Consider the following 22,776-nt stretch of genomic DNA (forward strand, 5'->3'; position numbering starts at 1 on the left):
GGATGGGGGCGGGGATGGGGATGGGGATCATCCCGGAGACGCAAATGACGCGAGACATCTCGAAGATGTCTCGCGTCATGGTGTTCGTGGCGAGTGAGGGATTCGAACCCCCGAATGCTGAGCAGTCTGATTTACAGTCAGATCCCTTTGGCCGCTTGGGTAACTCGCCAGTGCACAGCGCAAAGCGCAAACGTGCAGGCTAGAGACTACCGACTTCCACCCGGTTTGTCGAAACGACCCGACGAACCGCCACGCTCGCGAGATTGTCGGCGGGCCTCGCTACCATGGACGGCATGGCAGATTCCTCGTTTGACGTCGTTAACAAGGTCGACAAGATGGAGGCGGACAACGCCGTCAACCAAGCGCAGAAGGAGCTCGAGACGCGCTACGACTTCAAGGGCGTCGGCGCCTCGGTCGATTGGTCTGGCGAGAAGCTCCTCCTCAAGGCCTCCAGTGAAGAGCGCGTGAAGGCGGTGCTCGATGTCCTGCAGACCAAGTTCATCAAGCGCGGCTTCTCGCTGAAGACGCTCGATGTCGGTGAGTCCTACGCCTCCGGCAAGGAGTACCGCATCGAGGCCTCCCTCAAGGAGGGCATCGACCAGCCGAGCGCGAAGAAGCTCACCAAGCTCATCCGCGACGAGGGCCCCAAGGGCGTCAAGGCGCAGATCCAGGGCGACGAGCTCCGCGTCTCCTCGAAGAGCCGCGACGACCTGCAGGCCACCATGGCACTGCTCAAGGCCGCCGACGTCGAGGTCGACCTCCAGTTCGTCAACCGCCGCTAGTGCCACCCGGGGTCGCAGGCGGCCGCGCCGGCTACGACCCGAGCACGGCCGTCGGGGCGCTGATGCCGTGGTACCCGGAACTCGGTCTGACCGGGTTCTGGTTCGGGCTCGTCGCCACCATCTACGTGCTCATCATCGTCACGGCAGTGGTGGTCATCCCCCGCAACCGACGGCCCACGACGGCGCTCGCCTGGATCATCACGATCGTCCTCATCCCCTACGCCGGGGTGATCCTGTTCTTCCTGTTCGGCACCAACCAGCTGCCGACGAGGCGGCGGCGAATGCAGGCGCAGGTCGACGGCATCATCCGCGATGCCACCGACCAGATCGCCCCGGCGGAGCGCGCCATCACGCACCCCTCCTGGTTCGAGCAGGTCACGAAGCTCGGTGAGCACCTCACCGCGATCCCCCTCGCCGACGGCAACCGCCTCGAGCTCCACGGCAGCTACAACCGCTCCATCAGGCGCATGGCTCGGGAGATCGACCAGGCGGAGAGCTACGTCAACGTGCTCTTCTACGCCATGAGCCACGACGACGCCACGGCCCCGTTCTTCGATGCCCTCGAACGCGCCGTGCAACGCGGCGTGAAGGTGCGGGTGCTCTTCGACCACATCGGCTCCATGCGGTACCGGGGCTACAAGAAGATGAAGCAGCGCCTCACCGAGATCGGCGCCGACTGGCACCGCATGCTCTCGCTGTACCCGTGGGAGGGCGGCATGCAGCGCGTCGACCTGCGCAACCACCGCAAGCTCCTCGTCGTCGACGGACGCACCGCGTACCTCGGCTCGCAGAACCTCATCTCCCGCGACTACCACCGTGGCCCCAAGCCCGGCACCGACGCCCTCAGATGGAAAGACCTCATGCTCCGCATGGAGGGCCCCATGGTGACGGGGGTCAACGCCGTCTTCATCTCCGACTGGTACGCCGAGACGGAGGAGCTGCTGACCGACGTCTTCGAGAACGACCCCGTCACCCCCGAGCCCGACGAGGCGGAAGCAGAGATCGAAGCGGGCGACCAGGAAGACGTCTTCCCCTGCCAGCTCGTGCCGAGCGGACCAGGCTACGAGAACGAGAACAACCTCCGCCTCTTCAACCAGCTGCTCTACGCGGCCCGAGAGCGCATCGTCATCGTCAGCCCCTACTTCGTGCCGGACGACTCGCTCATGTACGCCATCACGACGGCCGTGCAGCGAGGGGTGAGCGTCGAGCTCTTCGTCGGTGAGATCGCCGACCAGTTCTTCGTCTTCCACGCGCAGCGCTCCTACTACGAGGCGCTCCTGAGGGCCGGAGTGAAGATCATGCTGTACCGGCGCCCGTACATCCTCCACTCGAAGCACATCACCTTCGACGACTCCGTCACGCTCATCGGCTCCAGCAACATGGACATGCGCTCCTTCACGCTCAACGCCGAGCTCATGCTCATGGTGCACGGCGAGGAGTTCGTGAACCGGATGCGCGAGGTCGAGAACGGGTACCGGCAGCGCAGCTACGAGCTGACCCTCGAGGAGTGGCAGCAGCGACCGATCCTGACGCGCGCGCTCGACAACGTCGCCCGCCTGACGAGCGTCATCCAATAGGAACCCGCTCGAAGTCGCGTTTCTCGATCGAGGCCACCCGGACGACCGAAAGTACCTTCAGCCGACGGCGAGCTCCCCCAGTTTCGCGCCGCGGTCAGAACGACCGATGCGACGCGGCTCAACCGCCGGCTGAAGTCTGTGCCCCGGACCATTCTCGCCCGGGAATTTCTTCCGCTCTCTGCGTGTACTCCGAGCGTACGAGGTGAACCGTCATTCCGCGATGGGGAGAACTCCCCTCCTCCTCAGGTGGGGGTGGAACCCCTATTCACCGCGGGAAATGCGCGTCATCTCCTCGCGGTCCACGACCTTGATCCGCTCGCGACCAGCCGCCTCGCCGAGCGCGAGCTCGTGTGCATCCAGACGACGCCAACCCTCGAGGTCAGTGAACCGCACATCACGTGACTCGAGGAGCTCGACGACGGAGGCTTCGCTCGGGTCGACCGGAGTCCACCAGTTGCCCTGGTCGGCGACGAGGTGCGTGACGGTCTCGAGCGCATCCGACTTGGTGTGCCCGATGAGGCCGATGGGGCCGCGCTTGATCCACCCGGTCGCGTACATGCCGTTGACCTGCTGGTTGTCGTCGTCCCACACCTGACCCTCATGGTTCGGGATGACGCCGTGGTGCTCGTCGAAGGGAACCCCGGGAAGCGGCGAGCCGAAGTACCCGATGGCCCGGTAGACGGCCTGCACCGGGTGCTCGATGAACTCCCCAGTGCCCCGCACGCCACCCTCGGCGTCGGGCTCCGTGCGCTCGATGCGGATCGCGCGCACACGCTCGCCATCTGGCCCATCCTCGGTGAGCACCGCATCCGGCTTCGAGTAGAAGTGAAGGTGCAGGCGCCGCGATGCGGTGAGCTCGCGCTCGCCCCGCCACTTGCCCATGATCCGGCCGATGACCATGAGCTGCTTGTTGGTCTTGGCGAGCTCGGCCGCGGCTGGGTCGCGATCGAAGTCGTCCTCGTCGACGATGATGTCGACGTCAGGGATCTCCCCGAGCTCGCGCAGCTCCAGGGGCGTGAACTTCACCTGCGCGGGTCCTCGACGCCCGAACACGTGCACATCGGTCACGGGGCTCGCCTCCAGCCCGTCGACGACGTTCTGCGGCACCTCGGTGGACAGGAGGTCCTTGGGGTGCTTCGCGAGCATGCGGGCCACGTCGAGCGCGACGTTGCCGTTCCCGATCACGGCGACCTCCCGCGCCTCGAGCGGCCAGGTGCGCGGCACGTCGGGGTGCCCGTCGTACCAGTTCACGAAGTCGGCTGCCCCGAAGCTGCCGTGGGCGTCGATGCCGGGAATGTCGAGGGAGGCGTCGCGGATGGCCCCGGTCGAGAAGATCACCGCGTGGTAGTGCTGCTTGAGGTCGTCGAGCGTGATGTCCTTGCCGAACTCGACCCCACCGAAGACCCGCATGACACCCGACTCGAGCACCTCGCGAAGGGCGTTGATGATGCCCTTGATGCGGGGGTGGTCAGGGGCCACGCCGTACCGGACGAGCCCGTACGGCGCCGGCAGCTTGTCGAACAGGTCGATCGAGAGATCGAACTGCCGCTCCATCTTCTGCAGGATGTCTGCCGCGTAGATCCCGGCTGGTCCTGCGCCGACGATGGCAAGGCGGAGCGTGGTCACATGTCCTCCAGAGAAGGGGTCAGGGGGTGAGCTGTCTCGCGAACAGCTCGGTCAGCGGTCGCGGCTGACGACCTCCGCGGCGAAGCGCTCGAGGGCGTTCTTCGCGGGGCCGGCCTTGACCGGCCGCAGCGCCTCGACGGCGAGCGTTACCCAGTTCTGGGCCTCGTCGACCGTCAGCTGCGTCACGCGGTGCTCGCGGAGCTCGCGGATGATGCCCGAGATCTCCTCCTCGCTCGCGCGAGTCTCCTCGGGCTGCTCGTTGACGCCGGCGACCCTGGACCGGATGCGTTCCAGCAGGTCGCGGCTCGCCTCGTCGGTCGCGGCCTGGCGCTCGAGCAGCAGCACAGGCAGCGTCTCGACGCCGGCTCGCAGATCCGTGCCGGCCAGCTTCCCCGTCGCGTCCGGGTTCTGCTGCAGGTCGATGACGTCGTCGGCGAGCTGGAAGGCGACGCCGACGCGCTCACCGTACTCGGCGAGCGCCGAGACGACGGATTCCGGTGCGCCGGACACGATCGCGCCGAACTGGGCTGCAGCGGAGATGAGGGAGCCGGTCTTGTCCGCGAGGACCCCGACGTAGTGGTCGATACGGTCCACATCCGCGGCCGGCCCTGTCGTCTCGCGCATCTGGCCGAGCACGAGCCGCTCGAAGATCGTCGCCTGCAGGCGAACGGCGCGCAGGCCGAGCTCCGAGAAGAGGAGGCTCGAGCGGGCGAACAGCAGGTCACCGGCGAGGATCGCGATGGAGTTGCCCCACTGCAGGTGCGCGGCGGCGACGCCTCGACGCAGCTCCGCCTCGTCCATGACGTCGTCGTGGTACAGCGAGGCGAGGTGGGTGAGCTCGACCGCGGCAGCCGCGGTGATGACCTCGTCCGAACCGGGGGTGTCGCCGAACTGCGAGGCGAGCACGGTGAGCATGGGGCGCAGGCGCTTGCCGCCGGCGTTGAGGAGGTATCGGGCGGTGACGTCGGCGATCTCGTCGGCGTACTGGACTTCGTCGCGGAGGCGGGTCTCGACCGCGGCCAATCCGGCGTCGAGGCGCTCGCGCAGCACGTCGGAGTTCGGACCGTCGAAGAGGTCGTCGGTTCCGCCCGGCACCACAGTGCTTCGCGCCTTCCGGCGCTGTTCGGTCTTGGGGAGCTCCACGCTCATGTCTCCTGGTGGTTCAGGTTCTCCGCTCGAGGGGGTGCCCTCGGGCGGACTTGGTTGGGGGTTCAGGCCGGCGCCCTGCCGGTGCCTGCTGGCTTGCTGCTCCCTAGCTCGGGACGCTGCCGGAGTCGGCGAGCGGGACGAATCCCTTGTGCAGGGCGACCACACCGGCGGTGAGGTTGCGGTACTTGACCCGCTCGAAGCCCGCCTCGCGCAGCCAGGACGCCAGCTCACGCTGTGCGGGCCAGGCGATGATCGACTCGTTCAGGTAGGTGTACGCCTCGGGGTCGCTGCTCACGAGCTTCACGATGGTCGGCATCGCGATCTGCATGTACGCGCGGTATCCCGTGCGGATGAGGGCCTGCGGCGGCGTGGAGAACTCGGCGATGACGAGGCGCCCGCCCGGCTTCGTGACGCGCAGCATCTCCTGGAGCGCGACCTTCGGCTGCTGCACGTTGCGCAGGCCGAAGCTCACCGTCGACGCGTCGAAGGTGTTGTCGTCGAAGGGAAGCTTGGTGGCGTCGCCCTGCACGAAGTCGATGTTCGGGTTCGCGCCGTGGATGCGCTTGCCCTCCTCGATCATGCCCGCGGAGAAGTCGAGGGCGGTGACCTTGGCGCCCGCGTCGGCGAGGACCTTGCTGACCGTGCCCGTCCCCGCTGCGACGTCGAGGATCTTCTCGCCGGGCTGCGGGGCGATGGCGTGCCGCGTCTGCACGCGCCAACGCGCTGCGTTGCCCATGCTCAAGATGTCGTTCGTCTCGTCGTATTTCTTGGAAACACGGTCGAACATCGACGACACCTGCTCGGGTCGCTTGTTCAGGTCGGCTTTTGTCACCAGATCATCCTACGTTGCGGCGCACGTCTCGCCCTGGCCGTGTTCCAGTGGATTGCTGGGGATAGTCTTGCCGTCGTGCCAGCTGTGATCCTCCCCCGCCTGCGCGCACGGACGATCGAGGTCCCCGATCCGGGCGATCTCCTCCGTTTCGCGTCGTCGACCTCCCCCCTCGTGTGGCTTCGTCAGGGCGATGGAGTCGTCGCGACGGGGAGCGCGTGGCGCGGCGAGTTCACAGGTGCGACGCGAATCCCGGACTCCGCCGCCGCCTGGCGGGACGTCGTCGGGGCGGCCGAGATCGACGATGCCGCCCAGGTGACGGGCTCTGGCCTCATCGCGTTCGGCGCGTTCGCGTTCGCCGCCGAGTCGGGGGCGCGCAGCGTCCTCGAGGTTCCCGAGCTCGTCGTGGGGCGTCGAGGTGCGCGGTGCTTCGTGACGGCGATCACCGCCGACGGCTCGACTCCGGAGCCGCGCCTCCCCGACGCTGCACCTGTCGGCGACATCGACGCCGCGGCGACGCTCACGGACGGCCTGATGTCCGGCGACGAGCACCGGCGCGCCATCGACCGAGCCCTCGACCTCATCCACACCGGTCACCTCTCGAAGGTCGTGCTGGCGCGCGAGCAGCGCGGCTCCCTCCCGGAGGGCGCCGACCGCCGCCGCCTGCTCGCGAGGCTCGCCTCCGCGTATCCGGAGTGCTGGACCTACGCCGTCGACGGACTCACGGGCACGAGCCCGGAGACGCTCGTGCGTGTGCTCGAGCGGCAGGTCTCGGCGCGGGTGCTCGCCGGCACGGCCCCCCGCGGCAGCGACGAGGAGGCCGACGCGCGGGCCGAGGCGAGGCTGCGGCACAGCGAGAAGAACCTGGCAGAGCACCGCTTCGCCGTCGAGAGCGCGCTCACCTCGCTCGCGAGCCTCGACACGCACGACGACCCGGGCACGGGCCTGACGAGCAGCCGCGTCCCCTTCACCCTCAAGCTCCCGAACCTGTGGCATCTCGCGAGCGATATCCGCGGCACCCTGCCTGCGGGAGTGACGGTGCTCGATCTCGTGGATGCGCTCCACCCGACGGCGGCCGTCGGCGGCACCCCGACACCCACGGCCCTTGATGCGATCCTCGCCCTCGAGCCGTTCGACCGACAGCGCTATGCCGGCCCAGTGGGCTGGGTGGGCGCTGGCGGGGACGGCGAGTGGGCCGTCGCCCTGCGCGGTGCCGAGATCGACGCGAACGGGTCGATCACGGCGTACGCGGGCGGCGGCATCGTGGCGTCCTCGGACGCCTCGGACGAGTACCGGGAGACGCAGCTGAAGTTCCGCCCCATCGTGGAAGCGCTCCGCGGCGACAGCACCGGCGGGCCGGACGAAGAGGACTTGCGATGACAGAGGCACCCAACAGCAACGCGGCCCTCGGCCGCACGGAGCTCCCTGAACTCGACCGCGCCGCGGCCGCCGCGATGTGGGACGCCTACCGCGCCGCCAACCCCGGTGCCGCCGCCGCCGCGCCCGAGTACTCGGTCGAGAACTTCGGCGACAGCGTCGAGCTCGCAGATGAGCTGCTTGCGCTGGTGACGCACGGACCGAAGCGCGCTACCGCCGCGCTCGTCGAGGAGTTCGCCGAGGAGGGCGAGCTGCTGCCCCGCATCGGATCGCACTGGATCGCGTGCGATGGCCGAGGCAGGCCCGTCGTCGTCATCCGCAGCACGGAGCTGCGCGTCGGCCCCTTCGACAGCGTCGACGAGGCCTTCGCCTACGACGAGGGCGAAGACGACCGGAGCCTCGAGAGCTGGCGCCGGGAACACCAGCGCTACTGGGAACGCACCCGGGCCGCGGTCGGTCGCGAGTTCACGCCGCAGCACGAGGTCGTCTTCGAGCGGTTCGGCGTCGTCTGGCCGCCCGAGCTCGCAGACTGAGCTACGCGCTCTCGGCGAGACGCCGCTTCTCGGCCTCGACGTCGAAATCGGCGGCGGGCCACTGCAGGTCGAAGCCACGCAGCGCATCGAGCAGCAGGCCCTTCACCACGAGGCGGGAGAACCACTTGCGATCGGCGGGCACGCAGTACCAGGGCGAGGTCTCCGTCGATGTGCGCTGCAGCGCGATCTCGTAGGCCTCCTGGTACTGGTCCCAGAGCAGGCGCTCGTCGATGTCTCCCGGGTTGAACTTCCAGTGCTTGTCCGGGCGCTCGAGCCGTTCCGCGAGGCGCGCGCCCTGCTCTTGTTTCGAGATGTGCAGCATGACCTTGATGAGCTTCGTTCCGGATGCGGCGAGCTCGTTCTCGAAGTCGACGATGGCACCGTAGCGGCGCTCGATCTCCTCCGGCGGCGCGAAGGAGCGGACCCGCTGGATGAGCACGTCCTCGTAGTGGGAGCGGTCGAAGACGCCGATCTTGCCGGCGGCGGGCAGCTGCTTGCGGACGCGCACGAGGAAGTCCTGCTCGCGTTCCTCGGCGGTCGGCGCCTTGAAGGAGGCGATCTGCACCCCCTGCGGGTCGACGCCACCGATGACGTGACGCACGATTCCGCCCTTGCCGGACGTGTCCATGCCCTGCAGGAGCAGCAGCACGGAAGGCGCCTCGAGACCCGCTCGCGAGTTCGCGAACATGCGCTCCTGCAGCTCCGCGATCTCGTCGTCGTGCTCGGTGAACAGGGTTGCGGCGTCGACTTTCTTGCCGGTGAATCCAGGGGTCGAGCGGGGGTCGAGCGCACCCAGATCGAAGTTCTCATCGACGCGCAGCACTGCAGCGTCTTCGGTGGTGAAGTGAGGCATGAGGACAGGCTAACGCCACCCGCCGACGCTATGCTCTGCTCGCGCGAACAGCTTTCGCGACGGAGCGGAAGCGGCGCCCAGCAGAGGAGAAGCACATGGGCATCGAGAACATCACCGGCAAGGCGCAGGAGTTCCTCAAGGACCCGCGAGTCACCGAGGCGCTCAAGAGCGAGAAGGCCGAGGACATCAGCGACAAGATCCTCGACGGCGTCGCGAACGCCGCCCAGAAGGCGACCGGCGACAAGTTCACCGATCAGATCAAGGGTGCACGCGACGCGGCGGACAAGCAGGTCGGCAACCAGTAGCCCGATGCCGCAGCGCCGCCGCCGCTCGGAGCGGCGGCGCTACTCCCCGACGCGGGGAACGGCGATCGTGCCGGTCTGCGGATGCGTGGTCGGCATCCGGTCGCGCGCGTACGTGATGCTCGAGTACCCGTGCGGCACGGGGTGCCCGTCATCGCCGAGGCTCACGAACACGATCTTCTCGATCGAGAGGATCGTGCGCCGTGTGATCATGTTGCGCACGACGGCGCGCATCGTCATCGACGTGCGACCGAAGTGCGTCGCCACGAGCCCCATCTCGATGAGGTCGCCCTGCTGCGCGGACGCCTCGAAGTTGATCTCCGAGATGTACTTGGTGACGCAGCGGTAGTTGCCGAGCTGGATGATCGCGTAGATCGCGGCCTCTTCGTCGATCCACCGCAGCAGGCTCCCGCCGAAGAGGGTGCCGTTCGCGTTCAGGTCCTCCGGTCGCACCCACTTGCGGGTGTGGAAGTTCATGTCTCCCTCGGCGGCGGCGCGCGTCTCGGGGTTGGGGGATGTAGGGGCCATCGGTCCTCCGCTGCTCAGGCCGGACAGTGCACGGCTAGCATATGTCCTGACATTTCACTCAGCCTCGCTGCAGAGGCACCTCGATGAGGACGCGCTCGTGCTCCCGAGAGACGAGCGCGCGCTCCAGCTCGGCACGTGTCTCGACGCGCAGGTAACTCCAGCCGTAGGCCCTCGCGAGCGACTCGAGGTCGACCGCGGTCGGCGTGTACAGCACCCGTGCGTGCGCGGCGGAGGCGGCCGTGCGAGCCACCTCGAGATCGTCGAAGATCGTGCCCCCGCCGTCGTTGCCGACGATGAGCTGCACGCGGGGCGACCACTCGCCACCCTGTCCGATGAGCAGCGAAGAGGCGTCGTGGAGGAAGGTGAGGTCGCCGATGAGCGCACGCGTCACGCCACCCTGTGCTGAGACGGGGCCGGCGAGCTGGCTGCCCACGGCGACGCCGAGCGTCGTCGCGACGGTGCCGTCGATGCCGGCGAGTCCCCGATTCGAGTGCACTCGCACGGGCTTGCCCGGCACGTGAGCATCGAGCACCCTGATGAGGGTGGATGCGCCGAGCACAAGCCGGTCGTGGGGCCAGGTGGCGCTCCAGACGGCCTCGACCAGCATCCGCCTGTCGACCTTCATGCGCGCGACGGCGAGTTCCTGCCTGGCGAATCGGCTCCGAACGGCCTTGTCGCTCGACCTCGACGCCTCGATGTCTGGCGCTGGCGGCTGCTCCGCTGAGGCCGTGACGATCTCCCGACTCGCGAGCACCCACTCGCGCAGCCAGGAGCGCGACTCGGCCCGGGACTCGGCGTCGCCCGCGGAGACGGGATGCACGCGCACGGCCTCGACGTGCGCAGCGACGGCGCGGCCGGGGTTGTATGGCTCGCCGCCCGTCGAGCCGACGACGACGGCGTGCACTCCCTCGCGGGCGATGAGCTGGGGAATCTCGCGGCTGAGCGTCGGATGCCCGAACACGAGGACCCGCGTGACAGCATCCCGGAGATCCGGCCGAGGGGAGCTCGCGCCGAGGAGCTGTCGGTACGCGAGCACGAGGTTGCGGCCGTAGCGCGAGCCGCTCGACGCCTCGGCGATGAGCGGCCAGCCGCCGGCGTGGGCGACCTCCTCGGCCACCGGGCCGGCGCCAGCCCCGGCGATGACCAGCGTGCGCTGCCACTCGGCCGCGTCGACGTCGAGGACGTCATCCGCATCGCTGGCCTGGCTGACCTCGGCGACGCGGTCGCCGCCGGGAACTTCGCCCGGGTCGACGCCCTCGGCCCAGGCTTCGAGCGATGGGACGGCGACGCTCAGCGGGTCGCGGAAGGCGAGGTTCAGCTGCAGCGGTCCGGTCGTGGATGCGGCGCGCAGCGCGAGGCGCTCGGCCTCCGCCGACTCCGCGGGTGCACCCGTCGGCGCATCCACCGCCTCGTGCACGATGTTGGGCCCGAAGATCCCGGGCTGCGTCGTGGCCTGGTTCGCCCCGATGCCGAGCAGCTCCTCCGGCCGGTCTGCGGTGACTGCGACCAGGGGGACCCCGGCGTGGAACGCCTCGAGCATTGCGGGGAGCAGGTTGGCGACGGCGGTCCCCGAGGTGGTGATGACGGGCACCGTGCGGGCGGTCTCAGCGGCCAGACCGAGGGCGAAGAAGCCGGCCGAGCGCTCGTCGATGCGCACGTGCAGGCGAACGGCGCCGATTCGCTCGAGCTCGGCCGCCACGAGGGCGAGGGCCTGCGAGCGCGAGCCGGGGCAGACGACCAGATCGGTGACGCCGAAGCGCACGAGGGAGCCCAGGAAGTCCAGGCTGAAGTCGACCGCCGGGTTGCCGGTGCGCGGCATGCTCGCCCCGGGTGCAGGCGCACGCGACTCAGCGCCCACTGTGGGGCGCTGGGAGTTGGAGGCTTCGGTGTGGGTGTGCCGCTCAGGCACGGGGCGACCCGTCGCCCTGAGTCCAGTCGTCTTTATGCTCGATGGGCTCTTCGTGCTCGCCGGGCTCGTCGTCGTTGGCTGCCGGCTTCTCGTGGCCCTTGCGGGACTTCTTGCCGCCAGACTCTGGCTTCGTGGACTTGTCCGACTTCTCGCCGGAGGACGCCTCGTCGTTCGCGTCCTCGAGGGCCGTCGCAACGCCACCCTCCGAGACCGGGCCAGTGGGGGCCGCGGCCGGGAAGTCGACGTCGTCGAGAGCCTGCAGCTCCTCCTCGAGCTTGCGGATGCGCTCATCGCTGTCGGACTCGATGCCGATCGAGCGCAGGAACGTCTCGTCGTCGTCCGGGGTGGTCTGCACCGGCTTCGCGGCTGCCGCGTTGCCGCGGACCTTGCCGAAGAAGAGCCAGAGGAGCGGACCGACGACGGGGACCAGCAGCACGACCACGACCCAGACGGGCTTCGGGAGTGCGCGCGTGCGCTTTGCGTCCGTCATCGCGCAATCGACCACGGCGAAGATCGTCACCGCGACGACGATGACTGCGGCAGTAATGAGGAGGCGAGACATGGTCCCCCGAGGATACGCGACTTGCCTCCGCCCGAGCTGGTGATGCCTTCGCCCTCCGCGAACCGTGCTCGGCGCGAGTACGGGGCGGACACCGGGCGTTCAGGGAGTCGGTGAGGCGCGCATCCGCCTCGCTCGTAGAATTGCGGGATGAACTCGAAGCGCGCCTGGCTCGTCTACTCCGTCATCAGACTGCTCGCGTTCGCGATTCCGTTCGCGGTTGTCATGCTGGCCCTGCCTGCCTGGCAGTGGAGCTGGCTCGCGGGAGCTCTTGTCGGTGCCATCATCAGCGCCTGCATCTCGGTGATCTTCCTGCGCGGCACCCGCCAGAAGATGGGCGACGACCTGCAGCGCCTCAGCGAGCGCAAGGACGCGCGCACCGCGGACGACAAGCTCGAGGACGCGGCCCTCGACGGCGAAGCGGGCCCCACTTCGACCGCCGCTGCCAAGCCAGACGTCGATGCAGCTCCAGACGCAGACGAGCTCACCGCACCCGAGCAGGCGGACGCCTCAGCTCACGCCGACGAGCCGGACGCTCCCGAGAGCACCCGACCGAGCGTCGGCTAGCGCACGTACCCGCTGAAGACGATGCCGAGGCCGAGCAGCAGGGCGTAGGCCAGCGTCGCGAAGCTCGTCAGCATCAGGGCGAGGATGAGCTCGCGCGGCTTGCGGGCCGTCGACGCGATGAGCACGGCCGGGGCCGCCAGCAGCAGGGCGAAGAAGGTGAAGACCGCGTTGCGGTACGCGATGGCGAAGAAGATCGCGAGGACAAACGGTGCAAGCGTGAAGACGCCGAACAGCCACCGCGACACGACCGGACCGACGAGCACGGCAAGCGTGCGCTTGCTCGCGAGACGGTCCTGCTCGATATCGCGGATGTTGTTGACCATGAGCACCGCGCACGCGAAGAGGCCGATCGCCGTCGCCATGATCCACACGTTCGTGGAGACGCTCCCGATCTGCACGAACGTCGTGCCCGCGGTCGCCACGAGACCGAAGAAGACGAACACGAACACCTCGCCGAGGCCCGCGTAGCCATACGGACGCTTGCCGCCCGTGTAATACCAGGCGGCGACGATCGCGGCGGCGCCGACGGCGAGCAGCCACCAGTGCCCCGAGGCCACCACCAGGAAGAGGCCGGCGAGGGCGCCGAGGCCGAAGAAGATGAACGCGACGAGCCTCACGCGCTTCGGCTCGACCAGGCCGGACCCGGTGAGCCTGGCGGGCCCGACCCGGAAGGCGTCGGTGCCGCGGATGCCGTCGGAGTAGTCGTTGGCGTAGTTCACGCCGATCTGCAGGCACAGCGCAACCGCAAGGCAGGCGAGGGCGCGCACCCAGTGGTACTGGCCGGGCTCGCCGTCGACGATGGCACCGGCCGTGCCGAGCAGTACCGGGGCGATCGCCAACGGGAGCGTCCGCAGACGTGCACCCGCGATCCAGGCGCGCGCATCCAGCTTGCGCACCTCCCTCGCCTTCGGCCGTGGCCGCTGCGTGGGGTTCGCCTGCTGCTGCTTCCGCTGTCTGTTCTTCTGTTTCTGCGCCACGGAGCGATTCTAGAGGGCGGTGCAGACCCGCATCCCTGCGACGACGGCTGGCGCACCCCAGAAGCGAGCTCCTCAGCCCGTTCCCCGGTCAGCATCACGGTGGCACTATGAGACCACCACCCCCGTCCCGATCGACATCCGCTCGACAGGAGAACCATGACTGCCCGATCACGCGTGCGCGCGGCCGCCATCAGCGCTGCGGCCGCAGGCATCGTGCTGCTCGCCGCTCCCGGCGCCCTCGCGACGCCCCTCGGCGATCCGGCGGTGAACGGAGGCGCCCAGGCGCGCGCGTACGTCGCGCTGGGCGACTCGTACTCCTCGGGCTTCGGGCTCGTGCCGTTCAGCGAGGAGCCCGCCCCTGGCTGCTTCCAGGCACTCGCGAACTACCCGCACCGCATCGCCGACTCGCTCGGCCTGGCCCTCGACGACCGCACGTGCAGCGGCGCCGTCACCGCCGACATCCGCGATGCCGAGCAGGTCACCGCGTCCGGCGCGAGCGCACCGGTGCAGTCGGCGAGCCTCTCCGCAACGACCGAGATCGTCACCCTGTCGATCGGCGGCAACGACCTCAAGTTCTCGGATATCGCCGCTTCCTGCGTCGCCGCGAGCTCCCTCGGCCCCCTCGTCGCCGACCAGACCGTCCCCAACTGCCGATCGCAGTACGTCGTCGACGGAGGGGGTGTCGAGGTCGACGCCCTGAAGGACCGCATCGACTCGCTCATCGCCCCCGCGCTGGCCTCGACGTTCGCCCTCATCGCCGAGAAGGCGCCAAACGCCGACATCGTCGTCGTCGGATACCCCGCCATCACACCCGACCCCACGAACACTCCGGTCGGTGGATGCTTCTCCCCCGCCTTCACCTCGGCGGGCTACCCGGAGAACTCCTTCCCGTTCACCGACGTCGACACCGCGTACCTGCACGAGACGGAGGTCCACCTCGACGAGGCCATACAGACGGCGGCCGAGGCGAGCGGCGCCACCTTCATCTCCACATTGAAGGCGACTTCCGCGCACTCCGCATGCTCGACCACGGAGCCCTACATGAGCGGCATCACGCTGGAACCCGGTGAGGGAGGGTCGACCACGCCAGGCGCATCTCTCAAGCTCGGCGCGCTCCACCCCAACGAGGCGGGCGTCGCCTACCTCGCCGAAACCGTCGGGGCGGAGCTGCAGGCACTCCTCGAGCCGGGCACGCCCGAGACGCCGACGCCAACGCCGACGCCAACGCCAACGCCAACGCCAACAGCGACCGCCACCGAGCAGCCGACGGCCACAGCCGCGACCACGGCCACACCCGCAGCACCACTCGTCATCGCCGGCGTGCTGGTCCTCGTCGGAGCCGGCATCGCCACGACGATCATCCTGCGCCGCCGCTCGGCCGCAACCAGACGCCCACCTGAGGACGACCCCGAGGCCTGACACGGCCCGCAGGGTTGATCGGCAACCCGGCGCTCAGCCCTCGCCGACTCCGCGGGCGAGCCCCGCGACCAGGCGCTCCAGCGATCGGCGGTCGGGCTTTCCGCTGGGCAGATACGGGATGCGCCGTGCAAGCACGAGCAGCGCCGGGCGAGCCGCGCGGCCAGCGGCCCCCGTCGCCTCGCGAACAGAGCGCCAGCGCTCGTCGCCCGCGAGGGCACGTGCGTCCAGCAACGTCGCCTCGGCGCCGGGCGGGGGGCCGCCAAGTGCCCAGCCGGAAGCCTCCACGACAAGCGCGGGCACCTGCCCCCACTCCTCGGACGGCGCGGGGACGACAACCGCGTCGGTGAGGCCGTGCAGCTGGCGCACGATGCCCTCGACCCGGTCGAGGAGCACCTTCTCACCCCCGGAGACGATGACGTTGTCGAGGCGTCCGGTCACCACGAGCCGCTCTCGGCCCGTGGTCTCATCGCGCTCGAGGCGCCCGCCGTCGCTCGTTCGATACCAGCGCTCGCCGCCATCCTCGATGAAGGCCTCCGCCGTGCGGCGCGGGTCGCCAAGGTAGCCGGCCGCGAGCACGGGACCGGCCAGCTGCACCTCACCGTCGCGGATGCGGATCCGCACCCCGTCGAGCGGCTCACCGTCGTAGAGACTCCCGCCGCTCGTCTCGCTCGACCCGTAGCTCGTCGCGACGTTCCAGCCGAGAGCCTCGGCCCGCGAGCGAAGCGCGGGCGGCAGCGACTGCCCGCCGACGAGAATGGCATCGAAGCGAGCAACCACGTCCGCGACCGCAGGAGACGCATCGAGCAGGCGCGCCAGCTGAGCGGGCACCAGCGAGACGTAGCGCCGGTCGGCGGTGAGCTCCGCGGCGGCGCGCGCGAACCCTTCAGCCGTGAAGTGGTCATCGCCCAGCACGACGGGCTCCGTGCCGGCCAGGATCGACCGCATGAGCACCTGCGCGCCCGCCACGTAGGAGGCCGGCAGGGTCAGCAGCCACTGGCGAGTGGGCTCAGCTGCGCGCGCCCTCCCGAACAGCAGGTCGAAGCGCGCGTACGTCGCCGCAGCGGATGCGCGCAGCGCGTCTGCGGTGAGCATGACGCGCTTGGGCTCCGCCGTCGACCCGCTCGTCTCGATCACCAGCACGACGCCCTCCGGCACGGCGCCGAGCGCCTCGCCGGCCAGGCCGAGTTCACCCGACGCCAGCGCGCCTGCTGGCGGCTGCGTGGGCAGCACGGCAGGACCCGCACCGCTCAGCGCGCTCCGGAGCGCGGACGTGACCGCGGACGTGTCACTCGCATCCACGCGGACCAGCGGACGCGCGCCGCCCCTCCCGGGCTCAGCACCCACGTCGAAGCCCCCGCCCCAACGAGGCGCCAGGGATCCGCGACGTCAGAACTGCCACGGGAACGGCGACCAGTCGGGTTCGCGCTTCTCGAGGAACGAATCCCGCCCCTCGACGGCCTCATCCGTGCCGTAGGCCAGGCGGGTCGCCTCGCCGGCGAACACCTGCTGCCCGACAAGCCCGTCGTCGACCGCATTGAACGCGAACTTCAGCATGCGGATGGCCGTGGGCGACTTCGTCAGGATCGTCTCCGCCATGCGAACGGCCTCGACTTCGAGCTCCGCGTGCGGCACGACCCGGTTGACGGTGCCCATCTCCATGGCGCGCTCCGCCGAGTACTCCTCGGCGAGGAAGAACACCTCGCGCGCGAACTTCTGCCCGACCTGCTTCGCGAAGTACGCCGAACCGTAGCCGGCGTCGAACGACCCGACGTCCGCGTCCGTCTGCTTGAACTTCGCGTGCTCGCGCGACGCGATCGACAGGTCGCACACCACGTGCAGCGAATGCCCGCCCCCAGCGGCCCACCCGGGAACGACCGCGATGACCACCTTCGGCATGAAGCGGATGAGCCGCTGCACCTCGAGGATGTGCAGCCGACCGTTGCGGGCCGAGTCGATGGTGTCGCGCGTCTCCCCGTCGGCGTACTTGTAGCCGTCGCGACCCCGGATGCGCTGGTCGCCGCCCGAGCAGAACGCCCACCCGCCGTCCTTCGGGCTCGGGCCGTTGCCCGTGAGCAGCACCACGCCGATGCGCGGGTTCATGCGCGCATCGTCGAGGGCACGCGCGAGCTCATCGACCGTCTGCGGGCGGAACGCGTTGCGCACCTCTGGCCGGTTGAAGGCGACGCGGGCGATGCGGCCCGTCAGATCCTGGTGGTAGGTGAGGTCGGTGAGCTCCTCGAAGCCCGGGACGGTGCGCCAGCGCTCGGCGTCGAAGAGTTCGGAGACGAAGGCAGTCATGCCATAACGCTATCCGACGAGCGGGCAGGGTCCTGCGGGGCGTGCACCCGCCGAGTCCGAGCCTCCGAGCGTTGCGCCGCTACCAGAGGGGCGGCGCGACGGGGAGGGTGCCGCCGTTCGCCATCAGCTGGATGATCGTGTTGCCGACCAGCCACGCGGGGGGTGCCCCGAACGGCAGTCCGAGGATGATCGCGAAGATCGCCGCACCCCTGGCGCTGTTGAAGATGATGCCCCAGAGGGCCATCGCGATCGTCAGGAAGCCCGCGATGCCGGCCGTGAGCAGCCACATCTCGATCTCGAACTTGCGGTCGATGCCGAACAGGTTCGAGGCGTAGAAGAAGACGAAGACGTCGGCGAGCACCGTGATGAGCACCCCGAGGAGCGCCCAGTGGCCGGCCGACCAGCGGCGCGGGTTGAAGGCGATCTCGTACCAGGTGCGCTGCACGAGCGAGCCGTGCCGATACTGCGGCTTCCCGTACCCGAGCCTGCCACTGCCGCCCGTCGAGACGACCCGTTGGGGGCGGTGCCCTCCAGAGCCGGAGCTGACGAGGGCGTCACCGAAGTCCTCGTCGGCCGGCGGAGGGCTGAAGCGAGGTGCGGGGCTGGAGAGGTTCGTAGACATAGGAGTTTGCGTCCGGCATGACCGATCGATGCCTCAGCCTAGCGCGATCCGCGCCGAACGTCCCCAGCCGGAGAGACCTTCCCGGGACCGCGCGAGACAATGGCGGCATGCAGCTGCCCGAGATCGACGAGCTCCTCGACCGCACGCACATCGTGACGCTTCCCCTCGTGACCCGATTCCGAGGGGTGGATGCACGCGAGGTGGCGATCATCCGCGGCACCGTCGCGTGGAGCGAGTTCTCGCCGTTCCTCGAGTACGGCGACGCGGAAGCCGCGAACTGGCTGCGCGCCGCGATCGAGTTCGGCTTCGATGAGACCCTCGAGCGTCACGCGGAGGGCGAGATCTGGGTCAACGCGACCGTGCCCGCCGTCGGGGAGGCCGCGCTCGACGGCGTGCTCGCGCGCTTCGACGGCTGCCGAACGGCCAAGGTCAAGGTCGCCGAGCGAGGGCAGACGCTCGCCGACGACATCACCCGGGTGGCCGGCGTGCGCGAGCGCCTCGGCGCAGATGCGCGGCTGCGCGTCGACGCGAACGGCGGCTGGTCGGTCGATGACGCCGTCACCGCTCTCCGGGCACTGGCCCGCTTCGGCCTGGAGTACGCGGAGCAGCCCTGCGCGACGACCGCCGAGCTCGGCGAGCTCAGGGGCCGCCTGCGGGACGCTGGCATCGAGGTGCCCATCGCCGCCGACGAGTCCATCAGGAAGGCCGATGACCCCCTGGAGGTCGCGCGCCTCGGCGCAGCTGACGTGGTCGTCGTGAAGATGCAGCCCCTCGGCGGGATCCGCCGCGCGGTCGACATCGTCGCGTCGGCGGGGCTTCCCGCGACCGTGTCGAGCGCCCTCGACTCCTCGGTCGGCATCGCGATGGGAGCACAGCTCGCCGCAGCCCTGCCAGCGCCTCGCCACGACGCGGGCCTCGGAACGGCGTCGCTGCTCGCGGAGGATGTCGTGATCGAGCCGCTCCGCCCGCGCGCCGGGCGCATCCCGCTCGCCCCCGTCACGGTCGACGAAGCCGCGCTCAAGCGGCTCGCCTCCCCTGCCGAACGGCAGGAATGGTGGAGGGAACGGCTCCGCCGCTGCCATGCCCTCCTCGCCGGAGGGTCTGCTCAGATCCCCGAGTAGGCGTGCAGTCCCTTGAAGAACACGTTGACGACGCCGAAGTTGAACATGACCGTCGCGAAGCCCGCGATGGCAAGCCACGCCGACGGCGTTCCGCGCCAGCCACGCGTGGCACGAGCGTGGATGTAGCCCGCGTAGACCACCCAGATGATGAAGGTCCACACTTCCTTGGTGTCCCAGCCCCAGTAGCGGCCCCAGGCGCGCTCAGCCCAGACGGCCCCCGCCATGAGGGTGAAGGTCCAGAGGATGAAGCCGATGATGTTGATGCGGTAGGCGAGGTTCTCGAGGCGCACCGCGTCTGGCAGCGCCGAGAGGAGCTTGAGCTTCGTGGGCAGACCGGCACGCACGCGCGCAACTCGACGAGTCTGCAGGAGCTGCGCGGCGCTGAGGCCCGCGCCGATCGCGAGGCAGCCGGTCGCGAGCGACGCGACGAACACGTGGATGACGAGCCACACCGACTGCAGGGCGGGCGCAAGCGGCACGACATCGACGTAGAAGCCGAGCGTGGCGATGCCGAGCGTGATGACGGTGAAGCCCGTGATGAAGGTGCCGAGGAAGCGCACGTCGGCCCAGAAGCGGGCGAGGAGGAAGACGAGCACGATGAGGAGCGTCGAGGTCATGGAGAACTCGAACATGTTCGACCACGGCACCCGGTCAGCGGCGATGCCGCGGAGGGTGGTCGCCGCGAGGTGCACGACGAACGCGGCGATGGTCAGCCACATCGCGATGCGCAGCGACGGCGTCGCGCGGGTGTCGCGCCAGGCGTCGCCCGACTCGGTGCGCGTGGACGCGAGAGACACCGAGCTCGCGGGGTCCTCCATCGTGTAGCTGGCCGGCTCGGACACGTCGCGGTCTGCCGCGACGCCTTCATGCGCGGCTGCTCCTGCCGGGGCTGTCGCGCCGACGAGCGCATTGCGGCGCGCGGCGGTCGCTCCGACCGCCGACTGCCGTTCGGAGCGTTCGGCTGCGCGTGCGCTGCGACCGGCCAGGTCCATGGCGAAGGCGATGAACGCGATCGAGTACACCGCCATCGCGACGTAGAGGAGCAGGTTCGACCAGCTGGACAGCGTTTCGATCATGGAGCTTCCTGAGTGGGAGAAGAGGCGAGCGCCGCGCCTTGGCTGCCGGCGCCAGATGGTGAGCTTTGGGTGGCCTCGGGGCCTTGAGATGCCCCGGCGGCGCGGGCCGGCGACGCAGGTTCCGCTAAGCCTACGATCTTTCTCGTGTGGGCGTCGAGGAGATCATTGACCGAGGCGGCCAGCTGCGGGTCGTCTCCACGTGCGAGGCCCGCGTACTCGACGAGCACGGTGCCGTCGGAGCGGGTCGTGGCCTTCACCCAGAGGCGGCGCCGCGGCACGAGCAGTGACGTGAAGAGGCCGCCGATGATGAGGATCGCGAAGATGAGCACCGGTATCTGCGTCGGGTCCTCGTGCACGTCGAAGGACGCGTAGCGGGGAACCTCGCCGAGCTCGATCGTGCCGAGGCCGTTCGGCAGCTCGGCGGTCTCACCCGGCCGGAGCTCGATGGGCTTGAAGTCGAGGTCGCGCGCCGCGATGGGCGTGAGCGTATCCGTGTCGAGCGTGTACACGGACCTCGGGACCCCGTCGTCGAGACCCAGGTCACCCGAGTAGACGTTCAGGGTCAGCATCGGGTCGCGGAGGTCGGGATGGTTCGAGGTGAGCGCACCCGACTCGAGTTCGACCGCTGAGGGGTAGAAGAAGCCGAGCATGCCGATCTGCTCGTCGAGCCCATCCGGGACCTTCACGACGCCCATGGAGGTCAGGAAGGCGTCCTGCGGGAGGAACGGGACGAAGTCGGAGAAGACCTCGTTGCCGTCCGGGTCGCGCACCGTGATCTCGGGGGCGTAGCCGTTGCCGAGGAGGTAGCTGTCGGTACCGGCGAAGCGAAGCGGGTCGTTGACGCGCACCGTCTCGGTCTTCGGCTCGCCGCCCGGAGTGTTGACGGTGACGTTCGCCGCGTAGTCGGTGGCCTGCCCGATGGCGTTCTGGTTCTCCTCCTCGTACGTGATGTCGAAGGAGTCGAGACGCATCGAGAACGGCGCGAGCACGTCCGGCGTGAAGAATCGTCCCGGGTTGAACGACGAGTAGCTGACGAGGCCGTTCACGAACGTCTGGCCCTCGACGAGCACACGCTGCCCGGACCAGGTGAAGCCACCGCCGATGCCGACGGCCACGATGATGCCGACCATGGCCGAGTGGAAGACCAGGTTGCCCGTCTCCCGCAGGTAGCCGCGCTCCGCGGACACGGAGATGCCGCGCTTGCCCTCATCGAAGATGACGGTGCGGTACTTCTTGTCGCGCAGCAGCTTGGCGGCCTCGTCGATGACGGCGCCGCGCTTCGGGTCGAGCGACGAGTCGAGGACCTGCGTGGAGTAGGCGTCGAGCCGCGAGAGACGCGCGGGAGTCTTCGGCGGCTTCGAGCGCAGCGCATCCCAGTGGTGCTTGATGCGCGGGATGATGCAGCCGATGAGCGAGACGAAGAGCAGCAGGTAGATCGCCGTGAACCACGGGGAGCTGTACACGTCGAACATGCCGATGTCGTCGAGGAACGGGGCGATGTCCGGGTACGTGTCCTGGTAGACGATGACCCCGTTGGGGTCGCTCGAGCGCTGCGGCACCAGCGAGCCGGGCACGGCGGCAATGGCGAGCAGCAGCAGGAGGAGCAGCGCGGTGCGCATGCTCGTGAGCTGACGCCAGGCAGTGCGAAGCCAGGCGACGAGCGCGGATGCGCGGCCGGGCTTCTTGATGTCGCCCGGCTTGTTCGGCATGCTCGCGCGCGCGGCGCCTGATGCGGTCTTCTTCGGTTCGCGGTCGCGGGCTTCGAAGCCGTCCTTCCCCGCGTCGAAGTGGTCAGAGGGCCGGGACATAGCCGCCGATCGTCGCCGCGAACGCGGACATGAAGTGCTGCCAGACGCCGATCACCATGAGCAACCCGATGAGGATGAGGATGCCGCCGCCGACGAGGTTGATAGTGCGGATGTGCTTCCGCACCCAGTTGATGCCCGTCGTCACGCGGCCGATGCCGAGCGCCACGAGGATGAACGGGAGGCCGAGGCCGATGCAGTAGAAGAACGCGAGGAGCGCTCCCCGGCCGGGGGAGGCGAACTGGTAGCTGAGGGAGTTGATCGCGATGAGCGTCGGCCCGAGGCACGGAGCCCATCCGACGCCGAAGACGATGCCGAGAAGGGGCGCTCCGAGCAGGCCGGACGGCGCGAACTTCATGCGCGCGGTGCGCTGCATGAACGACACCTGGCCGATGAACACGACGCCCATGACGATGACGACGACGCCGAGCACCCGCATGATGACGCGCTGGTACTCCATGAGCCAGAATCCGAGCAGCCCGGAGGCCGCGCCGGAGAGGACGTAGACGACGGTGAAGCCGAGCACGAACAGCGTCGCGCCGAACGCGACTCGGCCGCGTCCGGTCGTGAGGCGGGCGAGGAGGCCCCGCTTCGCTTCGGGCTGGTCAGCGAGTCGCGATGCGCGTGAGGAGGACTCGGCTGCGGGACCCGAGTGCGCTCCGACGCTCTGGCGAGCGGGGACCTTGGCCGGCGCATCCTGTGCCACTGCGCCGACGAGCCCGAGGTAGCCGGGCACGACCGGCAGCACGCACGGGGAGGCGAAGGAGATGAGGCCGGCCAGGACGGCGAGCGGGATCGCGAGGAAGAGCTGGCCGCTCACGATCGTCTCGCCCACCGCGCTGCCGGGGGCGATCGCCGTCAGCGCGG

The 22,776-nt window shown here is 69.3% G+C and carries 22 protein-coding genes and 1 tRNA gene; 8 read left to right on the forward strand and 15 right to left on the reverse strand.

Features of this window, described 5'->3' with window-relative positions:
* Positions 1-87 precede the first annotated feature (87 nt).
* Positions 88-169: transfer RNA gene (locus C5B99_RS14745), tRNA-Tyr, on the reverse strand.
* Positions 170-293: 124 nt separating this feature from the next.
* On the opposite strand from C5B99_RS14745, the gene C5B99_RS14750 reads away from it, so the two are divergent.
* Positions 294-782 (forward strand): YajQ family cyclic di-GMP-binding protein, encoded by a 489-nt coding sequence (locus tag C5B99_RS14750; RefSeq protein WP_104243555.1) that lies wholly within the window; start codon positions 294-296, stop codon positions 780-782.
* 62 nt (positions 783-844) lie between these two features.
* Positions 845-2,359 carry a cardiolipin synthase gene (gene cls / locus C5B99_RS14755; RefSeq protein ID WP_104243557.1) on the forward strand — a complete coding sequence of 505 codons (1,515 nt, stop codon included), beginning with the start codon at positions 845-847 and terminating at the stop codon, positions 2,357-2,359.
* A 261-nt stretch (positions 2,360-2,620) separates the two neighbouring features.
* On the opposite strand, the gene C5B99_RS14760 is transcribed toward cls, so the two are convergent.
* The 3 genes from C5B99_RS14760 to C5B99_RS14770 form a co-directional block, all read right to left on the reverse strand.
* Positions 2,621-3,985, reverse strand: a complete 1,365-nt coding sequence (locus tag C5B99_RS14760) for an FAD-dependent oxidoreductase (protein ID WP_104243413.1) — start codon at positions 3,983-3,985, stop codon at positions 2,621-2,623.
* Between the two features lie 51 nt (positions 3,986-4,036).
* Entirely contained in the window at positions 4,037-5,134 is a 1,098-nt protein-coding gene (locus C5B99_RS14765; RefSeq protein ID WP_104243415.1) for a polyprenyl synthetase family protein, read from the reverse strand.
* 103 nt (positions 5,135-5,237) lie between these two features.
* Positions 5,238-5,966 carry a class I SAM-dependent methyltransferase gene (locus C5B99_RS14770; protein WP_104243417.1) on the reverse strand — a complete coding sequence of 243 codons (729 nt, stop codon included), beginning with the start codon at positions 5,964-5,966 and terminating at the stop codon, positions 5,238-5,240.
* A 75-nt stretch (positions 5,967-6,041) separates the two neighbouring features.
* Between C5B99_RS14770 and C5B99_RS14775 the strand changes: the two genes are divergently transcribed.
* The gene (locus tag C5B99_RS14775; RefSeq protein ID WP_308471597.1) at positions 6,042-7,343 is read left to right on the forward strand and encodes an isochorismate synthase; all 1,302 of its coding nucleotides are present in this window, start codon (positions 6,042-6,044) and stop codon (positions 7,341-7,343) included.
* Positions 7,340-7,873, forward strand: a complete 534-nt coding sequence (locus tag C5B99_RS14780) for an ASCH domain-containing protein (protein WP_258063380.1) — start codon at positions 7,340-7,342, stop codon at positions 7,871-7,873. The genes C5B99_RS14775 and C5B99_RS14780 overlap by 4 nt, the downstream gene beginning before the upstream one ends.
* A 1-nt stretch (position 7,874) precedes the next feature.
* On the opposite strand, the gene C5B99_RS14785 is transcribed toward C5B99_RS14780, so the two are convergent.
* Positions 7,875-8,726: a PPK2 family polyphosphate kinase gene (locus C5B99_RS14785; protein ID WP_104243419.1), complete on the reverse strand. Its 852-nt coding sequence runs from the start codon at positions 8,724-8,726 to the stop codon at positions 7,875-7,877.
* 95 nt (positions 8,727-8,821) lie between these two features.
* Between C5B99_RS14785 and C5B99_RS14790 the strand changes: the two genes are divergently transcribed.
* The gene (locus C5B99_RS14790) at positions 8,822-9,031 is read left to right on the forward strand and encodes an Rv0909 family putative TA system antitoxin (RefSeq protein ID WP_104243421.1); all 210 of its coding nucleotides are present in this window, start codon (positions 8,822-8,824) and stop codon (positions 9,029-9,031) included.
* Positions 9,032-9,070: 39 nt separating this feature from the next.
* On the opposite strand, the gene C5B99_RS14795 is transcribed toward C5B99_RS14790, so the two are convergent.
* The 3 genes from C5B99_RS14795 to C5B99_RS14805 form a co-directional block, all read right to left on the reverse strand.
* On the reverse strand, positions 9,071-9,556 hold the full coding sequence (locus C5B99_RS14795; RefSeq protein WP_104243423.1) for an acyl-CoA thioesterase: 486 nt from the start codon (positions 9,554-9,556) through the stop codon (positions 9,071-9,073).
* Between the two features lie 58 nt (positions 9,557-9,614).
* Positions 9,615-11,375, reverse strand: a complete 1,761-nt coding sequence (gene menD, locus C5B99_RS14800; RefSeq protein WP_104243425.1) for a 2-succinyl-5-enolpyruvyl-6-hydroxy-3-cyclohexene-1-carboxylic-acid synthase — start codon at positions 11,373-11,375, stop codon at positions 9,615-9,617.
* Between the two features lie 82 nt (positions 11,376-11,457).
* A complete protein-coding gene (locus tag C5B99_RS14805) occupies positions 11,458-12,027 on the reverse strand; it encodes a PLDc N-terminal domain-containing protein (RefSeq protein ID WP_104243427.1) in 570 nt (189 codons plus the stop codon).
* Between the two features lie 147 nt (positions 12,028-12,174).
* Between C5B99_RS14805 and C5B99_RS14810 the strand changes: the two genes are divergently transcribed.
* Entirely contained in the window at positions 12,175-12,591 is a 417-nt protein-coding gene (locus C5B99_RS14810) for a DUF4229 domain-containing protein (RefSeq protein ID WP_104243429.1), read from the forward strand.
* Here C5B99_RS14810 and C5B99_RS14815 read toward each other — a convergent pair.
* A complete protein-coding gene (locus tag C5B99_RS14815; protein WP_104243431.1) occupies positions 12,588-13,568 on the reverse strand; it encodes a 1,4-dihydroxy-2-naphthoate polyprenyltransferase in 981 nt (326 codons plus the stop codon). The genes C5B99_RS14810 and C5B99_RS14815 overlap by 4 nt on opposite strands.
* A 156-nt stretch (positions 13,569-13,724) precedes the next feature.
* Here C5B99_RS14815 and C5B99_RS14820 point away from each other — a divergent pair, with 156 nt between their 5' ends.
* Positions 13,725-14,987, forward strand: coding sequence for an SGNH/GDSL hydrolase family protein (locus C5B99_RS14820; RefSeq protein ID WP_104243433.1), 1,263 nt, complete (start codon positions 13,725-13,727; stop codon positions 14,985-14,987).
* A gap of 33 nt (positions 14,988-15,020) precedes the next feature.
* Here C5B99_RS14820 and C5B99_RS14825 read toward each other — a convergent pair whose 3' ends face one another.
* The 3 genes from C5B99_RS14825 to C5B99_RS14835 form a co-directional block, all read right to left on the reverse strand.
* A complete protein-coding gene (locus tag C5B99_RS14825; protein WP_258063381.1) occupies positions 15,021-16,286 on the reverse strand; it encodes an AMP-binding protein in 1,266 nt (421 codons plus the stop codon).
* Positions 16,287-16,373: 87 nt separating this feature from the next.
* Positions 16,374-17,285: a 1,4-dihydroxy-2-naphthoyl-CoA synthase gene (locus C5B99_RS14830; RefSeq protein ID WP_104243435.1), complete on the reverse strand. Its 912-nt coding sequence runs from the start codon at positions 17,283-17,285 to the stop codon at positions 16,374-16,376.
* Positions 17,286-17,364: 79 nt separating this feature from the next.
* The gene (locus tag C5B99_RS14835) at positions 17,365-17,907 is read right to left on the reverse strand and encodes a hypothetical protein (protein WP_104243437.1); all 543 of its coding nucleotides are present in this window, start codon (positions 17,905-17,907) and stop codon (positions 17,365-17,367) included.
* Positions 17,908-18,014: 107 nt separating this feature from the next.
* On the opposite strand from C5B99_RS14835, the gene C5B99_RS14840 reads away from it, so the two are divergent.
* Positions 18,015-19,028, forward strand: a complete 1,014-nt coding sequence (locus tag C5B99_RS14840) for an o-succinylbenzoate synthase (protein WP_104243439.1) — start codon at positions 18,015-18,017, stop codon at positions 19,026-19,028.
* On the opposite strand, the gene ccsB is transcribed toward C5B99_RS14840, so the two are convergent.
* The 3 genes from ccsB to C5B99_RS14855 are packed head-to-tail and all read right to left on the reverse strand — an operon-like array spanning position 19,013 to position 22,744.
* Positions 19,013-20,104: a c-type cytochrome biogenesis protein CcsB gene (ccsB, locus tag C5B99_RS14845; protein WP_104243441.1), complete on the reverse strand. Its 1,092-nt coding sequence runs from the start codon at positions 20,102-20,104 to the stop codon at positions 19,013-19,015. The genes C5B99_RS14840 and ccsB overlap by 16 nt on opposite strands.
* Positions 20,101-21,912, reverse strand: a complete 1,812-nt coding sequence (locus tag C5B99_RS14850) for a cytochrome c biogenesis protein ResB (protein WP_104243443.1) — start codon at positions 21,910-21,912, stop codon at positions 20,101-20,103. Before C5B99_RS14850 ends, ccsB begins: the two co-directional genes overlap by 4 nt.
* Complete coding sequence (locus tag C5B99_RS14855; protein ID WP_258063387.1) at positions 21,896-22,744, reverse strand: cytochrome c biogenesis CcdA family protein; 849 nt, start codon at positions 22,742-22,744, stop codon at positions 21,896-21,898. The genes C5B99_RS14850 and C5B99_RS14855 overlap by 17 nt, the downstream gene beginning before the upstream one ends.
* Positions 22,745-22,776 lie beyond the last annotated feature (32 nt).

Source organism: Pseudoclavibacter sp. Z016 (assembly GCF_002931215.1).
GTDB lineage: Bacteria > Actinomycetota > Actinomycetes > Actinomycetales > Microbacteriaceae > Pseudoclavibacter.